Here is a 15,194-nt window from a genome sequence, read left to right on the forward strand (position 1 = left end):
GGATTTTCTGCTCCCAAACGGTCGGCACTTTTTCAGTTTGCCGGAGTGGCAGCCGCATCGTCAGTGCTCCCTGTGCGCAGGGTGTTTACAGGCCATGGGCTTCATACCAGTTGGAACCCGATCCGATCTCCACTGTCAGCGGTACCCGCAGGGTGGCGGCCTCTTCCATCGTCTGTTTCATCATGGCCGACACGCTATCCGCCAGATGGGTCGGTGCTTCGACAATCAGCTCATCATGTACCTGCAGAATGATGGCGGCCTGTGGTAGTTGCTGTTGCAGCTGGTGGTGCAGGTTGATCATGGCCACCTTGATGATGTCGGCAGCCGAGCCTTGCAGTGGTGCGTTGATGGCCGTGCGTTCGGCATAGGCCCTGCGCATACCATTGCTGCTGTTGATTTCATCCACATAGACCCGGTGCCCGAGCAGTGTTTCGACAAATCCCTGCTGGCGTGCGCGTACCAGCGTCTCGTCCATGAAGCCGCGTACGGACGGGTAACGCTCAAAATAAGTGTCGATAAAGGCCTGCGCCTCTCCGCGTGCAATATGCAGTTGTTTGGCCAGTCCGAAGGCGCTCATGCCGTAAAGAATGCCGAAATTGATTGCTTTGGCACGCCGGCGCATTTCACCACTGACGGCATCAAGCCGGATGCCATTGACGGCGGCAGCGGTGGTGGCGTGGATGTCTTCATGATTGGCAAATGCCTGACACAGTGCGCCATCGCCTGAGAAATGAGCCATCAGCCGCAGTTCAATTTGTGAGTAGTCGGCTGAAATCAGTGTGTGGCCCGGTGCAGCAATAAAGGCTTTGCGAATCTCGCGCCCCTCATCGCTGCGAATAGGGATATTCTGCAGATTGGGTTCGGATGAGGAGAGGCGCCCGGTTGATGTAATCGCCTGGTTGAAGGAGGTATGAACGCGCCCGGTGACAGGGTGGATCAGTTTTTGCAGGGCATCGGTATAGGTCGATTTCAGCTTGCTGAGCTGGCGAACCAGCAGAATCAGGCGTGGTACCTCATGTTCATCGGCCAGCTCTTCCAGCACCTCCTGACCGGTTGCCCACTGGCCTGATTTGGTTTTCTTGCCACCGGCAATGCCCAGTGTTTCAAACAGCAGGGTGCCGAGCTGTTTGGGGGACTGAATATTAAATGTTTCTCCGGCAGCAGCATGAATTTGTGCTTCAAGCTCATTGATTCTGCGTCCGAAACGGCCGGAAAGCTGCGCCAGCATGGCGGCATCCACCTGCGCACCTTTCCACTCCATATCGGCCAGCACGGTCGACAGTGGCAGCTCGATATCATTGTGGCGTGCCAGCCGATCGATAAGTTGTGCGCTTAAATGGCGGGTCAGACGCAGTGCAATCTCTGCATCCTCGCAGGCATAGGGGGTGGCTATGTCGATGGCGACCTGATCGAAACCGATCTGTTTTGCCCCTTTACCGGCAACCTCTTCATAGCTGATGCAGTGATGATGGAGCTGTTCTTCCGCGACCGTATCCAGTTTGGGCGGGTATTTGCCGGGGTAGAGGCAATAGGCCAGCAGCATCGAGTCGGCCGTAATGCCCGCAAGACGGATGCCTGCCCGGCGCAGGACCTGCACATCATATTTGAGATTATGGCCGCATTTCAGACGGAGAGGGTCCTCCAGCAGTGGCCGGAGTGCATCCAGTACCAGCTGTTTCGGCAGCTGTTTCGGTGCCGCTGTTAACAGGTCGCTGCTGCGGTGGCCAACCGGTACATACCATGCTTCACCGCTTCTGGTGGCAAAGGAGAGGCCGACGAGATCTGCATCGTGCGTGTGCAGCGATGTTGTTTCGGTATCCACCGCAATCAGTTCAGCCTGGTTCAGGGTGGCGATCAGTGCCTGCAGCTTCTCCTCGTCATCGACCAGGTGGTCGATGCGCGGGTTGTTTGCCGGCACCGCTTCCATAGCAACGACTGCGGACGATTCATCGGCAGGGGCAGCTGTTTCCTCATCCGGTACCGTCGCTGCTGTCGGTCCCGGTTCTGACAGCATTCGACGAAATTCCAGTCGTCTGAACAATGTGGCAAGTTGTTCCTGATCCGCTTCCCTGACGGCGAGATCATCCAGCTCCACGGCAAGCGGAACCTGCTCATCCAGTGCCACCAGCCGGTAGGCGAGTCGGGCCTTGTCAGCAAATTCGATCAGGTTTTCACGACGTTTCTTTTGCGTGATTTCACCGGCACGCATGAGCACACTCTCAAGGTCACCATAGATTTCCAGCAGCTGAACGGCTGTTTTCGGGCCGATACCCGGGATGCCGGGAATGTTGTCGGCCGTGTCACCGGTCAGTGCCAGCAGATCGTGAATGCGATCCGGACCGACGCCCCAGCGCTCCTTCACCTCTTCAGGGCCATAATCCTTACGCTTCATGGTATCGAGCATCCACGTGCGTGCCCCGACAAGCTGCATCAGGTCCTTGTCGGTAGAGACAATGGTGACATCCCATCCTCTTTTTTCAGCCTGTCGCGCCAGTGTGGCGATCACATCATCCGCTTCGAAATCATCCATGCAGATACGATTGAGACGGTAGGCATCGGTCACTTCAAAAATGGCCGGCCACTGCGCTGCCAGATCTTCCGGCATGGGCGGGCGATGGGCCTTGTAGTCCGGGTAGATCCGGTTGCGGAACGTTCCGCCTTTCGGATCAAAGGCAACGGCTACATGGGTCGGGGTGAGCTCCTTGAGAATGCTGCGAAGCATCTGCACGTAGCCGAAAACAGCATTGGTCGGTTCACCCTTTGAGTTGGTGAGGTTGTGGCGGACGGCGTGAAAGGCCCTGAATACATAGTTCGGGCCATCAATCAGGACAAGATGGGGCATCGGCGCAGCATGCCTGATTCCATCGTATTTGCACAGAAGATCGCGGGTGCAGGTTGGCAATTTTGAAAAGATCACTATGATCGCTTCCCTGATCGCTGCACAGCTGCAGCCCCTGATGCTTTGTGCAGCGTTGAAATGGTACTGATATCCTTTTATTTTCAATGGATTCGGCAGTTCGTACATGGCGCTCGGGCAATTCGGCCTGATTGGCCGGAAAGTTGTCATCGTATGTGTATAAGGGGTGATCACCGCATGCTTTAAAGCGTGATCCGGTTAGTTTTTGTGCCGGTCCAGGGTTATCCGGCAGGAATACCAGGTGTGTAAAAGAGGGAGTTTTCGTGAGTCACAAAGTTCAGCGCAATGAGCCGTGTCCATGCGGTAGTGGCAAGAAGTATAAGAAATGCTGTATGGAGCAGGTTCGCCAACAGGAAGCGGCGCGGGCCGATCGGCGCGAGGGTATCCAGAAGGCACTGATGTGGATCAGCAGCCACTACCGGAGTCAGATTGACCAGTGGGTGGAAGAAGAGTGGCTGGGCCATATTAATGCGGCAGAACGTCAGGGTATTGCCCAGGCGGATCCGAAAATTCGCGGTATTCATGATGTGAATCTGCTTGAGCAGCTGGTTGCCGAGGGGCGCTTTGCCGGTCTTGAGGGTGAAAATCGTCCGTTGCAGCTGATTCTCTCTGCTGCCGACCTTCAGCTTGATGCCGGTCAGCGTGACTACATTGAACAGCTGCAGCGGCGTCCATTGCGGCTGTATCGTGTGACAGCCTGCCAGGTCAGTGAAAACTTTACGGTGGAAGATTGCATCACTGCCGAGCCGTATCGTGTTGAGGATCGCTGGGCCAGCCGTATGTTCGACCCGGGTGATGTGGTAGGTCTGCGTATGATGCAGACCGAAGGTGGTTGGGAAACATCCGGTGCCATTTATCATATTCCCGAGCCTTATGTGGCAGAGCTGCAACCTCAGCTTGAAGCTGCCGGCGACAAATATAGCGCAATCCTGACCAATTACTGGCTGCAGCTGGTGGCTCGTCACGTTTGATGCACAAACTCTGCAACAAATCTGGAGGAAGGTTGAATGGCGGTAGTCACACCCATAGCCGATAAGAAAGAACAGAAGCTTCATGAGATGGTCGAGCAAGCGACCCGGGCCTTTGCCGAGGGACAGTTCGACGTCTGTGAGCGGCTCTGTGTCGATATTGAAGCACTGCAGCCGGGCCATCCCGATGTGGCCAATATTCTGGCCATTGTCAGTGCTCAATCGGGTCAGCTGGTGTATGCCGAGCAGTTGTTCGTCAAGGCGATCAATGCAGCTCCGCAAAGAGCCGATCTGCATGCCAACCTGGCCCGTCTGTATCTGAGACAGCGGTTGTATAGCGATGCACTCGAGCGTTTTAACAGTGCACTGGCGCTGAACCCTCAGGCCGTTCTGGATGTGCAACTTGGATATTGTGCTGCGCTGAGCGGTCTGGGTGATCATGACAGGGCATTGTCGCTGCTGCAGGAGCTGCAGGCGCAGTATGCGGATGATCTGAATGTGGTCATGGCCCGCTATAGCGCATTGCATCAGGCTCAACGTCTGGATGAGGCGAAATCCTGTCTGGAGCATGTCATAGCAGCTGCTCCCGGTTATTTTGATGCACGTATCCAGATGGCTCAATTACTGCTGCAACAGGGCGCAGGCAGTTCGGCAGAGTCCGTGCTGCGAGAGGCGCTGTCACTCAACCCGGGTGATATCCGGGCATGGGCCATGCTGGCCGGCCTGAAGACATTTACCTGTGATGATGATGCCGACAAGCTGGCGATAGAGGCACTGTATAACCAGTGTCCTGAAGATGCGCCTGAGCGAATTCCACTCTGCTTTGCACTTGGCAAGGCGAATGAGGAGCTGCAGCAGTTTGAGAAAGCCTTTGCCTTTACCCGGGAGGGCAATGCCCTGAGGCAGCGTATGTCCGGCTATCATGCGGATGCCGAGATTGCCCATCTCCAGGCGGTGACGGCGTTTTATACGCCGGAGGTATTGGGCGGCAGCAGCGGGCTGGAAGATCAGCGGCCGCTATTTATTGTCGGCCTTCCCCATTGTGGCAGTACACTGGTTGAGCAAATCCTCGCCGTTCACCCGGATGCAGGTGGATCGGGTGCAGCGAATGGCTTTGAACAGTCCATGTTTGAGCAGAGACCGCCCAATCAGCGACTGACATTCGAGGATATCGCCACTTTTTCATCGCAGCAGTGGCAGGAGGTCGGCCACTCTTACCTTGCAAAGCTTGATGCAGGTGATGCAGTACGGGTGGTGGATAACACACTGGCAAATTTCCGCCTTGTTGGTGCCATCCATTGCGCGCTGCCGCATGCACGTATGATTCATGTGCGTCGTCAGCCGCTGGATCATTGTCTGTCGATCTACAAGCATAATCTCGAGGCGGGGCAACTGGATTTTGCCTGCGATCTTGAGCAGTTGGGGCATTACTATCGCCACTATCAGCAGGTGATGCAGCACTGGCGTGAGGTGTTGCCCGCCGGTGTGATGTATGAAGTTGATTATGAGAAGCTGCTGGCTGCACCCGAAGATGAGGCGCGCAAGCTTCTTGCCGCCTGTGGTCTGGAGTGGAGTGATGCGGTATTGCCGGTGATTCGCGCAATCCGTGCTGATGCGGTCGTGTCAGCGGCCCAGTATGCAACGCAGTTGCAGCCACTGGCGGCGATTCTCGCAGCAGCTGCCTGATCAGCTCTGATGACGGGTCTTTATTCGCGCTGTGACAGTCACGCTTCTGTTCAGCCGCGAATAAAGACCCAGTTGTCCTCGGTGCTCATGGTTTCCGAAAAACGGTAATCTGCCAGATCAAATGTCTTGATCTCCTCCGGTTGATTTAGCCGGTTCTGAATGATAAAGCGGCTCATCAGCCCGCGTGCTTTCTTGGCATTGAAGCTGATGATTTTGTATGTGCCGTTCCTGTTCTCCCTGAAAACAGGTGTGACGATACGTCCCTGAATGGCCTTCGGCTGAACGGTCCTGAAGTACTCTTCCGATGCCAGGTTGATCAGTACCCGTTCCGCTTGCATATCAAGCGCTCTGTTCAATGTGTCGCTGATAATGCCCTTCCAGAAGCTGTAAAGATCGCTACCTCTGTGATTGGCCAGCCTGGTCCCCATCTCCAGTCGATAGGGTTGTATCAGGTCGAGCGGCCGCAATACCCCGTACAGCCCTGAGAGAATACGCAGGTGTTGCTGGGCAAACTCAAGCTCTTCCCGGCTGAAGCTGTCGGCATCCATACCCTGATAGACGTCGCCGCGAAAACTGAAAATGGCTTCGCGGGCATTGTCAGTGGTAAATGGTGTATGCCATTGCTGAAAGCGCTGCATGTTCAGGCTGGCCAGCGGCATGGATAGCTTCATCAGTTCCGAGAGTGCGAAGCTGTCGAGCTGGCGCGCGATGGTGATCAGCGTCGACGCATGCGGCAGCAGCTCAGGCATGGTGGCGAATGCGGTAGTCGCTGCAGTGGCCGTATCCAGTTTTTTTGCAGGGGAAATGAGTATCAACATGGTCCCTTATGCTATGGCTTGATTTACAGAAAGGAAGGCGCCATCCTGATGGAATGATGGCGGAAGAGATCTCTGGATATGGCGAAACACTGATGCGGCAGGCAATCGGCCTGGCTGCAAAAGGGACGGGTACGACCCACCCCAACCCGCGGGTCGGGGCGCTGGTGGTCAATCATGGTGCTGTGGTCGGGACCGGCTGGCATCAGCGGGCGGGTGGTCCGCATGCCGAGGTGGTTGCACTGCAGGAGGCGGGTGACAGAGCCCGGGACGGCGTGCTTTATGTGACGCTGGAACCATGTGCTGCACACGGGCGCACACCGGCATGTACCGATGCGATTCAGCGCGCCGGAATTCGTCATGTCGTCTATGCATCGTCTGATCCGAATCCGAAAATGGCCGGCGGCCATCGTGTTCTGGAAGCAGCAGGTATCACAGTGACGGCGGGTGTATTAAAGGCGGAGGCCGATGCACTCAATACCGCATTTTTTCACTATGTACGTACGGGGCGTCCATATGTGATTGCCAAGGCCGCGATTTCACTCGATGGCAGGCTGGCAACGCGTACCCATCATTCACAGTGGATCAGTGGTGAGGCTTCACGCCTGCATGCACATCATTTGCGGGCTGCATGCGATGCCGTGCTGGTGGGGGCAGGCACATTGCGGCGTGACAACCCGTCGCTGACGGTGCGGGATGTGCCTGTGGTCGGCGATACCCCGTTGCGTGTTGTGATTGCGCTGCAGACGCCATCATTTTTTGCCGACTGCAAGTTGCTTGCCGGTGATGCTCCGACACGTTTTTATGTGCGCAGCGTGAACCAGCATACGGATGCCTGGCGTCAGGCCGGGGTTGATGTGGTGCAGGTGACAAGTCTTGCCGAAACGCTGTCGCATCTGGCTGAGGATGGCCGCCTGCAGTTGTTGCTGGAGGGGGGCGGGGATCTGCATGCCTCGTTTTTTGAGGCAGGCTACAGTAGTGAGCTGGTGCTTTATCAGGCTCCGATGCTCATTGGTGGTCGCGATGCTGTCAGCTTGTGGCCGGGGATGGGCGCTGAAACGATAGCCGGTGCGCTGTATCTGGATGATATCGAGCGCCAGATGCTGGGCGTGGACCAGCTGATTCGCGGCAGGATCGTTTACCCGGACGGTTGAGCCGTTGATCTGATGGTGCCGTCATCCGGTTCCGCTGATGTCAGCTGGTTGCAGTGCCGCCGGTTGCCATTGTTGTGGCCGGTTCTGGCCTGGACGACAGGGCTGGTTTTGGCCCGCAGTGATCTGGTCGGAGTGGTGCCTGCACTGCTGATATGGCTGCTGTTGCTGCTGCTTTTTGTATGGCAGCACCGGATGGTGGCATTGTGGTTATTGTTGGGCGGGCTGTGGGGCGCGGCTGATTTGCTGGTGGATGCGGCCCGGGTAAGCGTGACAGCGGACTGGCTGAACGGAGCAGTGACCGCGACTGCCCGAATTGATGAAGTTCACCGCGACAGTGCCCTGCAACGTCTGCAGTTGAGTGATATCCGGCGTCAGGATGGTGCGCGCCTGAGTGGCCATGCGCTGCTCTATCTCTATCACCATGCCGGGGAGTCGTATAGCACGTTTCAGCCCGGTGACCGGATCAGGATGACAGCTCGCTGGCATCGTCCCCGCAACCACCTTAATCCGGGTGGATTTGATTATCAGGCCTGGTGTTTTGATCACCATATCGCACTGATCGGCAGTGTATCCGCTGGCGTGCAGTTGGCCGGCCGGGATGCTTCACCACTACAGAACGGCCGGGCCCGTATTGCCAATGTCATCGGGGGCTTGCCTGCAGACGCCGGCGGGGTGTTGCAGGCACTGCTGCTTGGTGATCGCTCAGGCGTGACCGAACCGGTGAAGTCGGTTTTTTCCGCGACCGGAACAGCCCACCTTCTGGCGATTTCGGGGATGCATGTCGGTATGGTGGCGGCATGGATGGCACTGCTTTTTCGCTGGATGCTGACCCGCAGGGAGGCATGGATTGTGCGCTTGCGAGTGCGTGATGTTGCCATGGCGGCAGGGGTGATCGCTGCAGGCGGTTACGCCATGGTTGCAGGCTGGCCATTGCCGGCCATGCGTGCTGCACTGATGCTGGCGGCAGCGGCCATCGCCTGGTTTCTGGCAGCGCGTCATGCGCCGCTGAATATTTTGCTGGCAGCACTGGCGTTGATTCTTCTGTTTGATCCGGCGGCGGTTGTCTCGTTATCGCTATGGTTGTCGTTTGCTGCCACAGCCGCTCTGCTGATATGGGCGACCCGGATGTTGCAGACAAGTGATCATGAGAGAGCAGTCGGGGTGGCTCGCCTGCGGCGGGCAGTGCCGGCGCTGTTGGTTATCTCCCTGCTGGCGTTGCTGGCAACACTGCCCGTATCGGTTGCCGCCTTTGGCCGTTTGCCGGTGTATGCACTGGTGGCCAATCTGATGGTGGTTCCCCTGTACTCCCTGCTGGTGATGCCGCTGGCATTGTCCGGTGAAATATTTGCCCTCCTCGGATGGCATGATGCGGCAGTTGGGTTGATGCAGATTGCCGGCCGGGTGGTACAGATGGCAACAGCATTGCTGACGTGGCTGACCACGCTGCCGGCCGGTCAGTTGTGGGGAGTATATCCGCCGCTATGGCTCGGAGCCGTCTATATGGCTGGCATGCTGATGGCGGGCCGGTTGCTTCTGCGCGGACGTCGGCGACTGGCGGGGCTGCTTGCCCTGCTGACGTTGTGTTTTTATCTGCTACGGGTCAGCGATGAGCGGAGTGTGGATGCGCCACTCTGGGTGGTCTGGGATGTGGGGCAGGGAGCTTCATCAACCCTGCTGCTGCCGGGGGGATATGCCGTCGTGACGGATGTGCCGGGGCGGCCCGGCAGCCGTATCAATGGCGGTAGCATGGTCGCTGGCGGCATGCGGCAGCTGGGGGTAACCCATGCGGATATGCTGATATTGAGCCATGCCCAGTCGGATCATCTGGGCGGTGCATGGACGTTGCTGCAGTCACTGAATGTGACCGGGCAGATCGGCTTGCCCGATGTGCCGGCGGTGCATGCCGACCCGGCCGTGCGTGCCATGATCGCATATGCCCGCGAGCAGCAAATCGGGGTGCGCTGGCTGGCCAGAGGTGATGGCTGGCATGTTGAGCGGGGCGGTCTGGATGTTCGTTTTGATGTGCTGTGGCCGCCGCGTGGCTTTGCGCCGAAAAATGAAAACAACACATCGCTGGTTGTGGCCGTCAGCTGGGGTGATAAAACGAGGCTGTTATGGCCGGGGGATATTGAATTGGCAGGGGAACAGGAGCTTGCTGCTGCCGTGGCGGGCGGTGTGGATGCGATGCTGATGCCGCATCATGGTAGTATGAGCTCCAGCAGTGTCGATTTTGTCCGTATGTTTGCTCCCGGACTGGCGGTTGCCCAGAGTGGCTGGCATAACCGTTATGGCTTGCCAGCGGATGCGGTGATGCAGCGTTACCGTCAGGCAGGGGCGATCGTGCGCAATAGTGCCGACGGAGCCGTGCTGGTGCGCTGGCCGGCGGCCGGGGGCGGGGCGCCGGAATCGGTTCAGTGGCAGCAGGCGGCAGGGCGGCGGCAACTGGCTCTGCGCAGTCTTGAAAAGGGCCAATGGTGACTTTTGCTTACCCATCATGATAATTGCGGCCGCTTTGGCGGGGTGATGATGACCCGGTATGCTGATAGCGAATGGAGGTGCAGGTGATAGAGTTTATTCAACAGGGCGGCACGGTGATGTATTTCCTGCTGGTTGCATCAATCCTGTCACTGACCATTATTTTTGAGCGTGCATGGAGCCTGCGTCGTTCGGTTGTGATTCCGCTGGGGGTGGTGCAGCAGGTGGAAGCCTCGGTGCGTGATGGTGATGTGAAGGCCGCGATGACCTTCTGTCAGAATCACAATACAGCGATGAGCCGCATTCTGTGGGTGGCGCTGGCCAACAGAGGCGTACAGCGCTCGGTGATGAAAGAGATTCTGGAGGAGTCGGGCCGCCAGGAAGTGGCACACCTGGAGCGCTTTGTCGGTGTGCTCGGTGTGATTGCCGCGATTGCGCCGCTGCTTGGTCTGCTTGGTACCGTGATTGGTATGATTGAGGTGTTTCAGCAGATATCGCTGGTGGGTGTCGGCAAGGCGGACGTGTTGGCAGGCGGTATCTCCAAGGCGTTGAATACCACGGCTTTTGGTCTGGCTGTGGCGATTCCGTCGATTGTCGGTTATCGCTTTTACGAGTCGCGTGTGGACCGTTTTGTGCTGGAGATTGAGCAGCATGCCATGCGCTTTGTCGAGTTGCTGAAGGGAGAGCGTTCGTGAAGTTACGTCAGAAAAAACGCGCCGATTATCTGGTGGATATCACTCCGCTGGTCGACGTGGTTTTTCTGATGCTGATCTTTTTTATGGTATCCACGACGTTTAATGTCACCTCAAGCCTGAAGCTGGATTTGCCTTCCAGTCATGCCACGGCCCAGCAACAGGAGATCAAGCAGGTGACGATTGCCATTAATGCCAATGGCAAGCTGTTTGTACAGGATGAAGCTGTCGCGGATGATGAGTTGCGGTCGCGTATTCTGAATGCCTCGCACGGGGATCCGAATATGCGGGTGGTGTTGCGTGCCGATGCTGATGCGCGCCACAAACGGGTGGTGTTCGTGCTGGATACATTGCGGGGACTGAATATGAGCAAGGTTGGTATTGCAACCTCTGCCACGAGTGAACAGGAGAATCAGTAATGCGGATCGTACAGAAGTTCGGTGGGACATCGGTTGGCACCATTGCCCGTATCCGTTGCACGGCCGATATCGTTGAGGCAGAGCTTGCGCGCGGCCATCAGGTGGCGGTGGTTGTGTCAGCGATGAGCGGCGAGACCAACAGGCTGATCGGCCTGGCAACGGAAATGGATGAATTTCCTTGCGAGCGGGAGATGGATGCGCTGGTCGCAACCGGTGAGCAGGTCAGTGCCGCATTGCTGGCGATTGAGCTTCGCCGTCGCGGTATTGCGGCATTCTCCTATACGGGTGGCCAGGCTGGTGTAGTGACCAGTGGTGACTATAAGCGGGCGCGTATCAGGGATATTCGCAGCGATCATCTGCAGCTGCAGCTGCAGGCGGGTGAAGTCCCCGTCGTGACCGGTTTTCAGGGTATTGATGAGCATGGCAATATCACCACGCTCGGTCGTGGCGGATCGGATACATCGGCTGTGGCACTGGCGGTAGCGGTGAATGCCGATGTATGTGACATCTACACCGATGTGGATGGTATCTATACCACTGATCCGCGCATCGTATCAGCAGCGCGCAAGATGGATCGCATTGATTATGAGGAAATGCTGGAATTTGCCTCGCTGGGAGCGAAGGTATTGCAGACGCGTTCGGTGGAGTTGGCCATGCGTTATAATATGCCGATACATTTGCGCTCCAGCTTCAGGGATGTTCCGGGAACACTGGTGACAAAAGAGGATGATATGATGGAAAGAGCAGCTATTTCCGGCGTGGCCTATAACCGGGATGAGGCCAAAATTACAATTCTGGGCATTCCCGATCATCCGGGCATTGCGGCCAATGTTTTCGGGCCGGTTGCCGATGCGGGCATCAATGTTGATGTGATCGTGCAGAATGTGTCGGAGCAGGGCTATACCGATATAACCTTCACCGTGCCGCGCGGCGACTACCATGCGACCATGGAGATCATGCGTGGACTGTGCAGCTCAATTGAGGCGCGCGATGTGCAGGGTGATGCGGGTGTGGCCAAGGTATCGGTGATCGGTGTCGGTATGCGTTCACATGCAGGCGTTGCCAAAACCATGTTTGATACGCTTGCAGCCGAGGGTGTGAACATCCAGATGATTACGACAAGTGAAATCAAGATCACTGTCGTGATCGAAGAGAAATATGTGGAGCTGGCCGTGCGCGCTTTGCATACAGCCTTCGGACTTGATGCGTAAAACAGCGATGCAGCTCTTCTCCTTGCATAAAGTCGAATACTCGGCTATTAAGGGTATCCGACAGGAGATACCATGCTGATTTTGACACGTAAGAAGGGTGAAACCATTGCCATCGGCGACAACATTCAGATTCAGGTGCTGAATGTGAAGGGCGGCCAGGTTCGTATCGGTATCGAGGCACCGCGCGATGTGCATGTTGATCGGGAGGAGCGTCTCGAGACCTCGGATAAATGAAGCGGATGCTTCTGCCGGTTCGTTCTTGCTGAACCAGTGCCGGGTCACCTGTGGCCCGGCTTTTTATTTTCTACGTCCGACAAGTGATCGCATGGTTGGTCGCTCTGCCGGAATGCCCGTTTTATGATGGGGGCCGCTGTATCCGGCAGGTCAGGGGATTTACCCTTGCGCCCGGTGTAAGTGGCTGGTTACTTGTCTTTTTTTGCGCATGTAAGAGATATCTGTTGATGTTGGCGGCATGAATCATGCCGGTCTGTCATAAGCCATCTATACCCTAGTCGCTCGCTCGGGTATCATTGCGCGCGCTAAACAGCAGGATTTCTGGAGGAACGATGACGACACAGGCAGGCTCAACGGATAAAATCAACAGTGAACAGGCAGCACAGCAGCCATTTCCAAACTCCCGCAAGATTTATGTTGAGGGATCGCGGCCTGATATTCGTGTGCCCATGCGTGAAGTTTCGCTCTCGCCCACCACAACCCGTGATGGCGTGGAAGAGAATGCTCCGATCCTGATTTATGATACCTCCGGCCCTTATACGGATCCGGACGCGGTCATTGATCTGAAGCTCGGTCTGCAGCCGATTCGAACTGCCTGGATTGAAGAGCGTGGTGATACCGAAGCGCTTACCGACCTGAGCAGTGATTACGGGCGTGAGCGCCGTGATGATGAAAAACTTGATGAGCTCCGTTTTGCCCATGTGCGCACCCCTCTGCGGGCCAAAAGCGGCAAAAATGTCTCCCAGATGCACTATGCCCGTAAAGGTATCATTACGCCGGAGATGGAGTATGTGGCGATTCGTGAGAATCAGCGGCGTGAGCATCAGTATGAGATCACCAGACAGCACCCGGGCCAGAGCTGGGGGGCAGCCATTCCCAAGGTGATTACGCCGGAGTTCGTGCGTGATGAAATTGCCCGTGGTCGCGCCATTATTCCGGCCAATATCAACCACCCTGAGCTTGAGCCGATGATTATCGGTCGTAATTTTCTGGTCAAGATTAACGGCAACATCGGCAACTCCGCTGTGACCTCCTCAATCGAGGAGGAGGTTGAGAAGATGACCTGGGCGACCCGTTGGGGATCCGATACCATTATGGATCTCTCCACCGGTAAAAACATTCACGAAACACGCGAGTGGATTATTCGTAACTCGGCTGTGCCGATCGGTACCGTACCGATCTATCAGGCACTGGAGAAGGTGGATGGTGTTGCCGAAAATCTGACCTGGGAGATTTTCCGCGATACGCTGATTGAGCAGGCTGAGCAGGGTGTGGATTACTTCACCATCCATGCCGGTGTGCTGCTGCGTTATGTGCCGCTGACCGCCAAACGTCTTGCCGGCATCGTTTCACGTGGTGGCTCGATTATGGCCAAGTGGTGCCTGGCTCATCATAAAGAGAACTTCCTTTACACCCACTTCGAAGAGATCTGCGAGATCATGAAGGCCTATGATGTCTCCTTCTCGCTGGGTGACGGTTTGCGTCCGGGGGCCATTGCCGATGCCAATGATGAGGCGCAGTTCGGCGAGCTGAGAACACTGGGCGAGTTGACCAAGATTGCCTGGCAGCATGATGTTCAGGTGATGATTGAAGGGCCCGGACATGTGCCGATGCACATGATCAAGGAAAATATGGATGAGCAGCTCAAGCATTGTGATGAAGCGCCGTTTTATACGCTGGGGCCGCTGACTACGGATATTGCACCGGGCTATGATCATATCACCTCCGGTATCGGTGCAGCCCAGATCGGCTGGTATGGTTGTGCCATGCTTTGCTACGTCACTCCGAAGGAGCATTTGGGACTTCCGAATCGTGATGATGTGAAGAGCGGTGTGATTACCTACAAGATTGCTGCCCATGCGGCAGACCTGGCCAAGGGACATCCCGGTGCCCAGCAGCGTGATGATGCTCTTTCCAAGGCCCGCTTCGAGTTCCGCTGGGAGGATCAGTTCAATCTGTCGCTTGATCCGGATACCGCACGTGCCTTCCATGATGAGACCCTGCCGAAAGATTCGGCCAAGGTTGCCCATTTCTGTTCGATGTGCGGGCCCAAGTTCTGCTCGATGAAAATCACCCAGGATGTACGTGATTATGCCCGTGATCACGGCCTGGATACGCTCGAAGCCATTGATGCCGGCATGGCCGAGCAATCGGATGTGTTTGTCAAAACAGGTTCCGAGATTTATCACCGGGCCTGATCGTTCAGCAGGGACGGCGTTAACAGCCGTCCCTGCTTTTTCAGGCTCATCGCGCATGAGCGGGAAATATGGCTGAAGAAAGTTTTTGATTTCCTGTACGCGATACGATGCTTTTAAAGCGACACGGCTACTCTGCCAGGGAGATGCTGATTGATTGCCCTCCCGGGAGTCTGTCGTACTTAACTCAAATCTACTGCGCGGCAGGGATAGCGGCCCAAAATGCCCCGGGCTTTTGTCGCATAGTCACCACTATGCTCCTCAATCCCGGAATATTTTTTCTTGCAGACATTGCTATCGCGCCATTTGAGGCCATGCCATGGCTTCAAATGGCTTGCTCCTGCTTGCTCCGGATTGCTGAAGTCCGACAGGCTCCTGGCCGCTGCATCCGCAGCCTTTTTCTGTAGTGAATCACCCTATGCGGCCAA

At 56.4% G+C, this 15,194-nt stretch carries 11 protein-coding genes; 9 read left to right on the forward strand and 2 right to left on the reverse strand.

All coding sequences use genetic code 11. The annotated features are described in order from the left end of the window. Window positions 1–85: 85 nt before the first annotated feature. Window positions 86–2,842, reverse strand: a complete 2,757-nt coding sequence (gene polA / locus FEF65_RS01050; RefSeq protein ID WP_138237920.1) for a DNA polymerase I — start codon at window positions 2,840–2,842, stop codon at window positions 86–88. Window positions 2,843–3,180: 338 nt separating this feature from the next. Here polA and FEF65_RS01055 point away from each other — a divergent pair, with 338 nt between their 5' ends. Both FEF65_RS01055 and FEF65_RS01060 read left to right on the forward strand, forming a co-directional pair. Then, entirely contained in the window at window positions 3,181–3,888 is a 708-nt protein-coding gene (locus FEF65_RS01055; RefSeq protein WP_138237921.1) for an SEC-C metal-binding domain-containing protein, read from the forward strand. Between the two features lie 36 nt (window positions 3,889–3,924). Beyond that, a complete protein-coding gene (locus FEF65_RS01060; RefSeq protein WP_138237922.1) occupies window positions 3,925–5,571 on the forward strand; it encodes a tetratricopeptide repeat-containing sulfotransferase family protein in 1,647 nt (548 codons plus the stop codon). A 50-nt stretch (window positions 5,572–5,621) separates the two neighbouring features. Here FEF65_RS01060 and yaaA read toward each other — a convergent pair whose 3' ends face one another. Continuing rightward, entirely contained in the window at window positions 5,622–6,389 is a 768-nt protein-coding gene (yaaA, locus tag FEF65_RS01065; RefSeq protein ID WP_138237923.1) for a peroxide stress protein YaaA, read from the reverse strand. A gap of 53 nt (window positions 6,390–6,442) precedes the next feature. Between yaaA and ribD the strand changes: the two genes are divergently transcribed. From ribD to thiC, 7 genes are all read left to right on the forward strand, one after another. After that, a complete protein-coding gene (gene ribD / locus FEF65_RS01070) occupies window positions 6,443–7,540 on the forward strand; it encodes a bifunctional diaminohydroxyphosphoribosylaminopyrimidine deaminase/5-amino-6-(5-phosphoribosylamino)uracil reductase RibD (protein WP_238701095.1) in 1,098 nt (365 codons plus the stop codon). A 12-nt stretch (window positions 7,541–7,552) separates the two neighbouring features. Further along, window positions 7,553–10,018 (forward strand): DNA internalization-related competence protein ComEC/Rec2, encoded by a 2,466-nt coding sequence (locus FEF65_RS01075; protein ID WP_138237925.1) that lies wholly within the window; start codon window positions 7,553–7,555, stop codon window positions 10,016–10,018. Window positions 10,019–10,089: 71 nt separating this feature from the next. Then, the gene (locus FEF65_RS01080; protein ID WP_138237926.1) at window positions 10,090–10,710 is read left to right on the forward strand and encodes a MotA/TolQ/ExbB proton channel family protein; all 621 of its coding nucleotides are present in this window, start codon (window positions 10,090–10,092) and stop codon (window positions 10,708–10,710) included. Continuing rightward, window positions 10,707–11,126, forward strand: coding sequence for an ExbD/TolR family protein (locus FEF65_RS01085; RefSeq protein ID WP_138237927.1), 420 nt, complete (start codon window positions 10,707–10,709; stop codon window positions 11,124–11,126). Before FEF65_RS01080 ends, FEF65_RS01085 begins: the two co-directional genes overlap by 4 nt. After that, the gene (locus FEF65_RS01090) at window positions 11,126–12,337 is read left to right on the forward strand and encodes an aspartate kinase (RefSeq protein ID WP_138237928.1); all 1,212 of its coding nucleotides are present in this window, start codon (window positions 11,126–11,128) and stop codon (window positions 12,335–12,337) included. The genes FEF65_RS01085 and FEF65_RS01090 overlap by 1 nt, the downstream gene beginning before the upstream one ends. Window positions 12,338–12,409: 72 nt before the next feature. Continuing rightward, a complete protein-coding gene (gene csrA / locus FEF65_RS01095; RefSeq protein WP_138237929.1) occupies window positions 12,410–12,571 on the forward strand; it encodes a carbon storage regulator CsrA in 162 nt (53 codons plus the stop codon). A 332-nt stretch (window positions 12,572–12,903) separates the two neighbouring features. Next, window positions 12,904–14,769, forward strand: a complete 1,866-nt coding sequence (gene thiC, locus FEF65_RS01100; protein WP_138237930.1) for a phosphomethylpyrimidine synthase ThiC — start codon at window positions 12,904–12,906, stop codon at window positions 14,767–14,769. Window positions 14,770–15,194: the final 425 nt, after the last annotated feature.

This window comes from Mariprofundus erugo (assembly GCF_005818865.1).
Taxonomy (GTDB): Bacteria; Pseudomonadota; Zetaproteobacteria; order Mariprofundales; family Mariprofundaceae; genus Mariprofundus; species Mariprofundus erugo.

Coding starts and splice junctions, on each gene's coding strand:
- thiC (WP_138237930.1), top strand. CDS start 12,904: ATGACGACACAGGCAGGCTCAACGGATAAAATCAACAGTGAACAGGCA.
- FEF65_RS01060 (WP_138237922.1), top strand. CDS start 3,925: ATGGCGGTAGTCACACCCATAGCCGATAAGAAAGAACAGAAGCTTCAT.
- FEF65_RS01090 (WP_138237928.1), top strand. CDS start 11,126: ATGCGGATCGTACAGAAGTTCGGTGGGACATCGGTTGGCACCATTGCC.
- FEF65_RS01080 (WP_138237926.1), top strand. CDS start 10,090: ATGGAGGTGCAGGTGATAGAGTTTATTCAACAGGGCGGCACGGTGATG.
- FEF65_RS01075 (WP_138237925.1), top strand. CDS start 7,553: ATGGTGCCGTCATCCGGTTCCGCTGATGTCAGCTGGTTGCAGTGCCGC.
- yaaA (WP_138237923.1), bottom strand. CDS start 6,389: ATGTTGATACTCATTTCCCCTGCAAAAAAACTGGATACGGCCACTGCA.
- ribD (WP_238701095.1), top strand. CDS start 6,443: ATGATGGCGGAAGAGATCTCTGGATATGGCGAAACACTGATGCGGCAG.
- csrA (WP_138237929.1), top strand. CDS start 12,410: ATGCTGATTTTGACACGTAAGAAGGGTGAAACCATTGCCATCGGCGAC.
- polA (WP_138237920.1), bottom strand. CDS start 2,842: ATGCCCCATCTTGTCCTGATTGATGGCCCGAACTATGTATTCAGGGCC.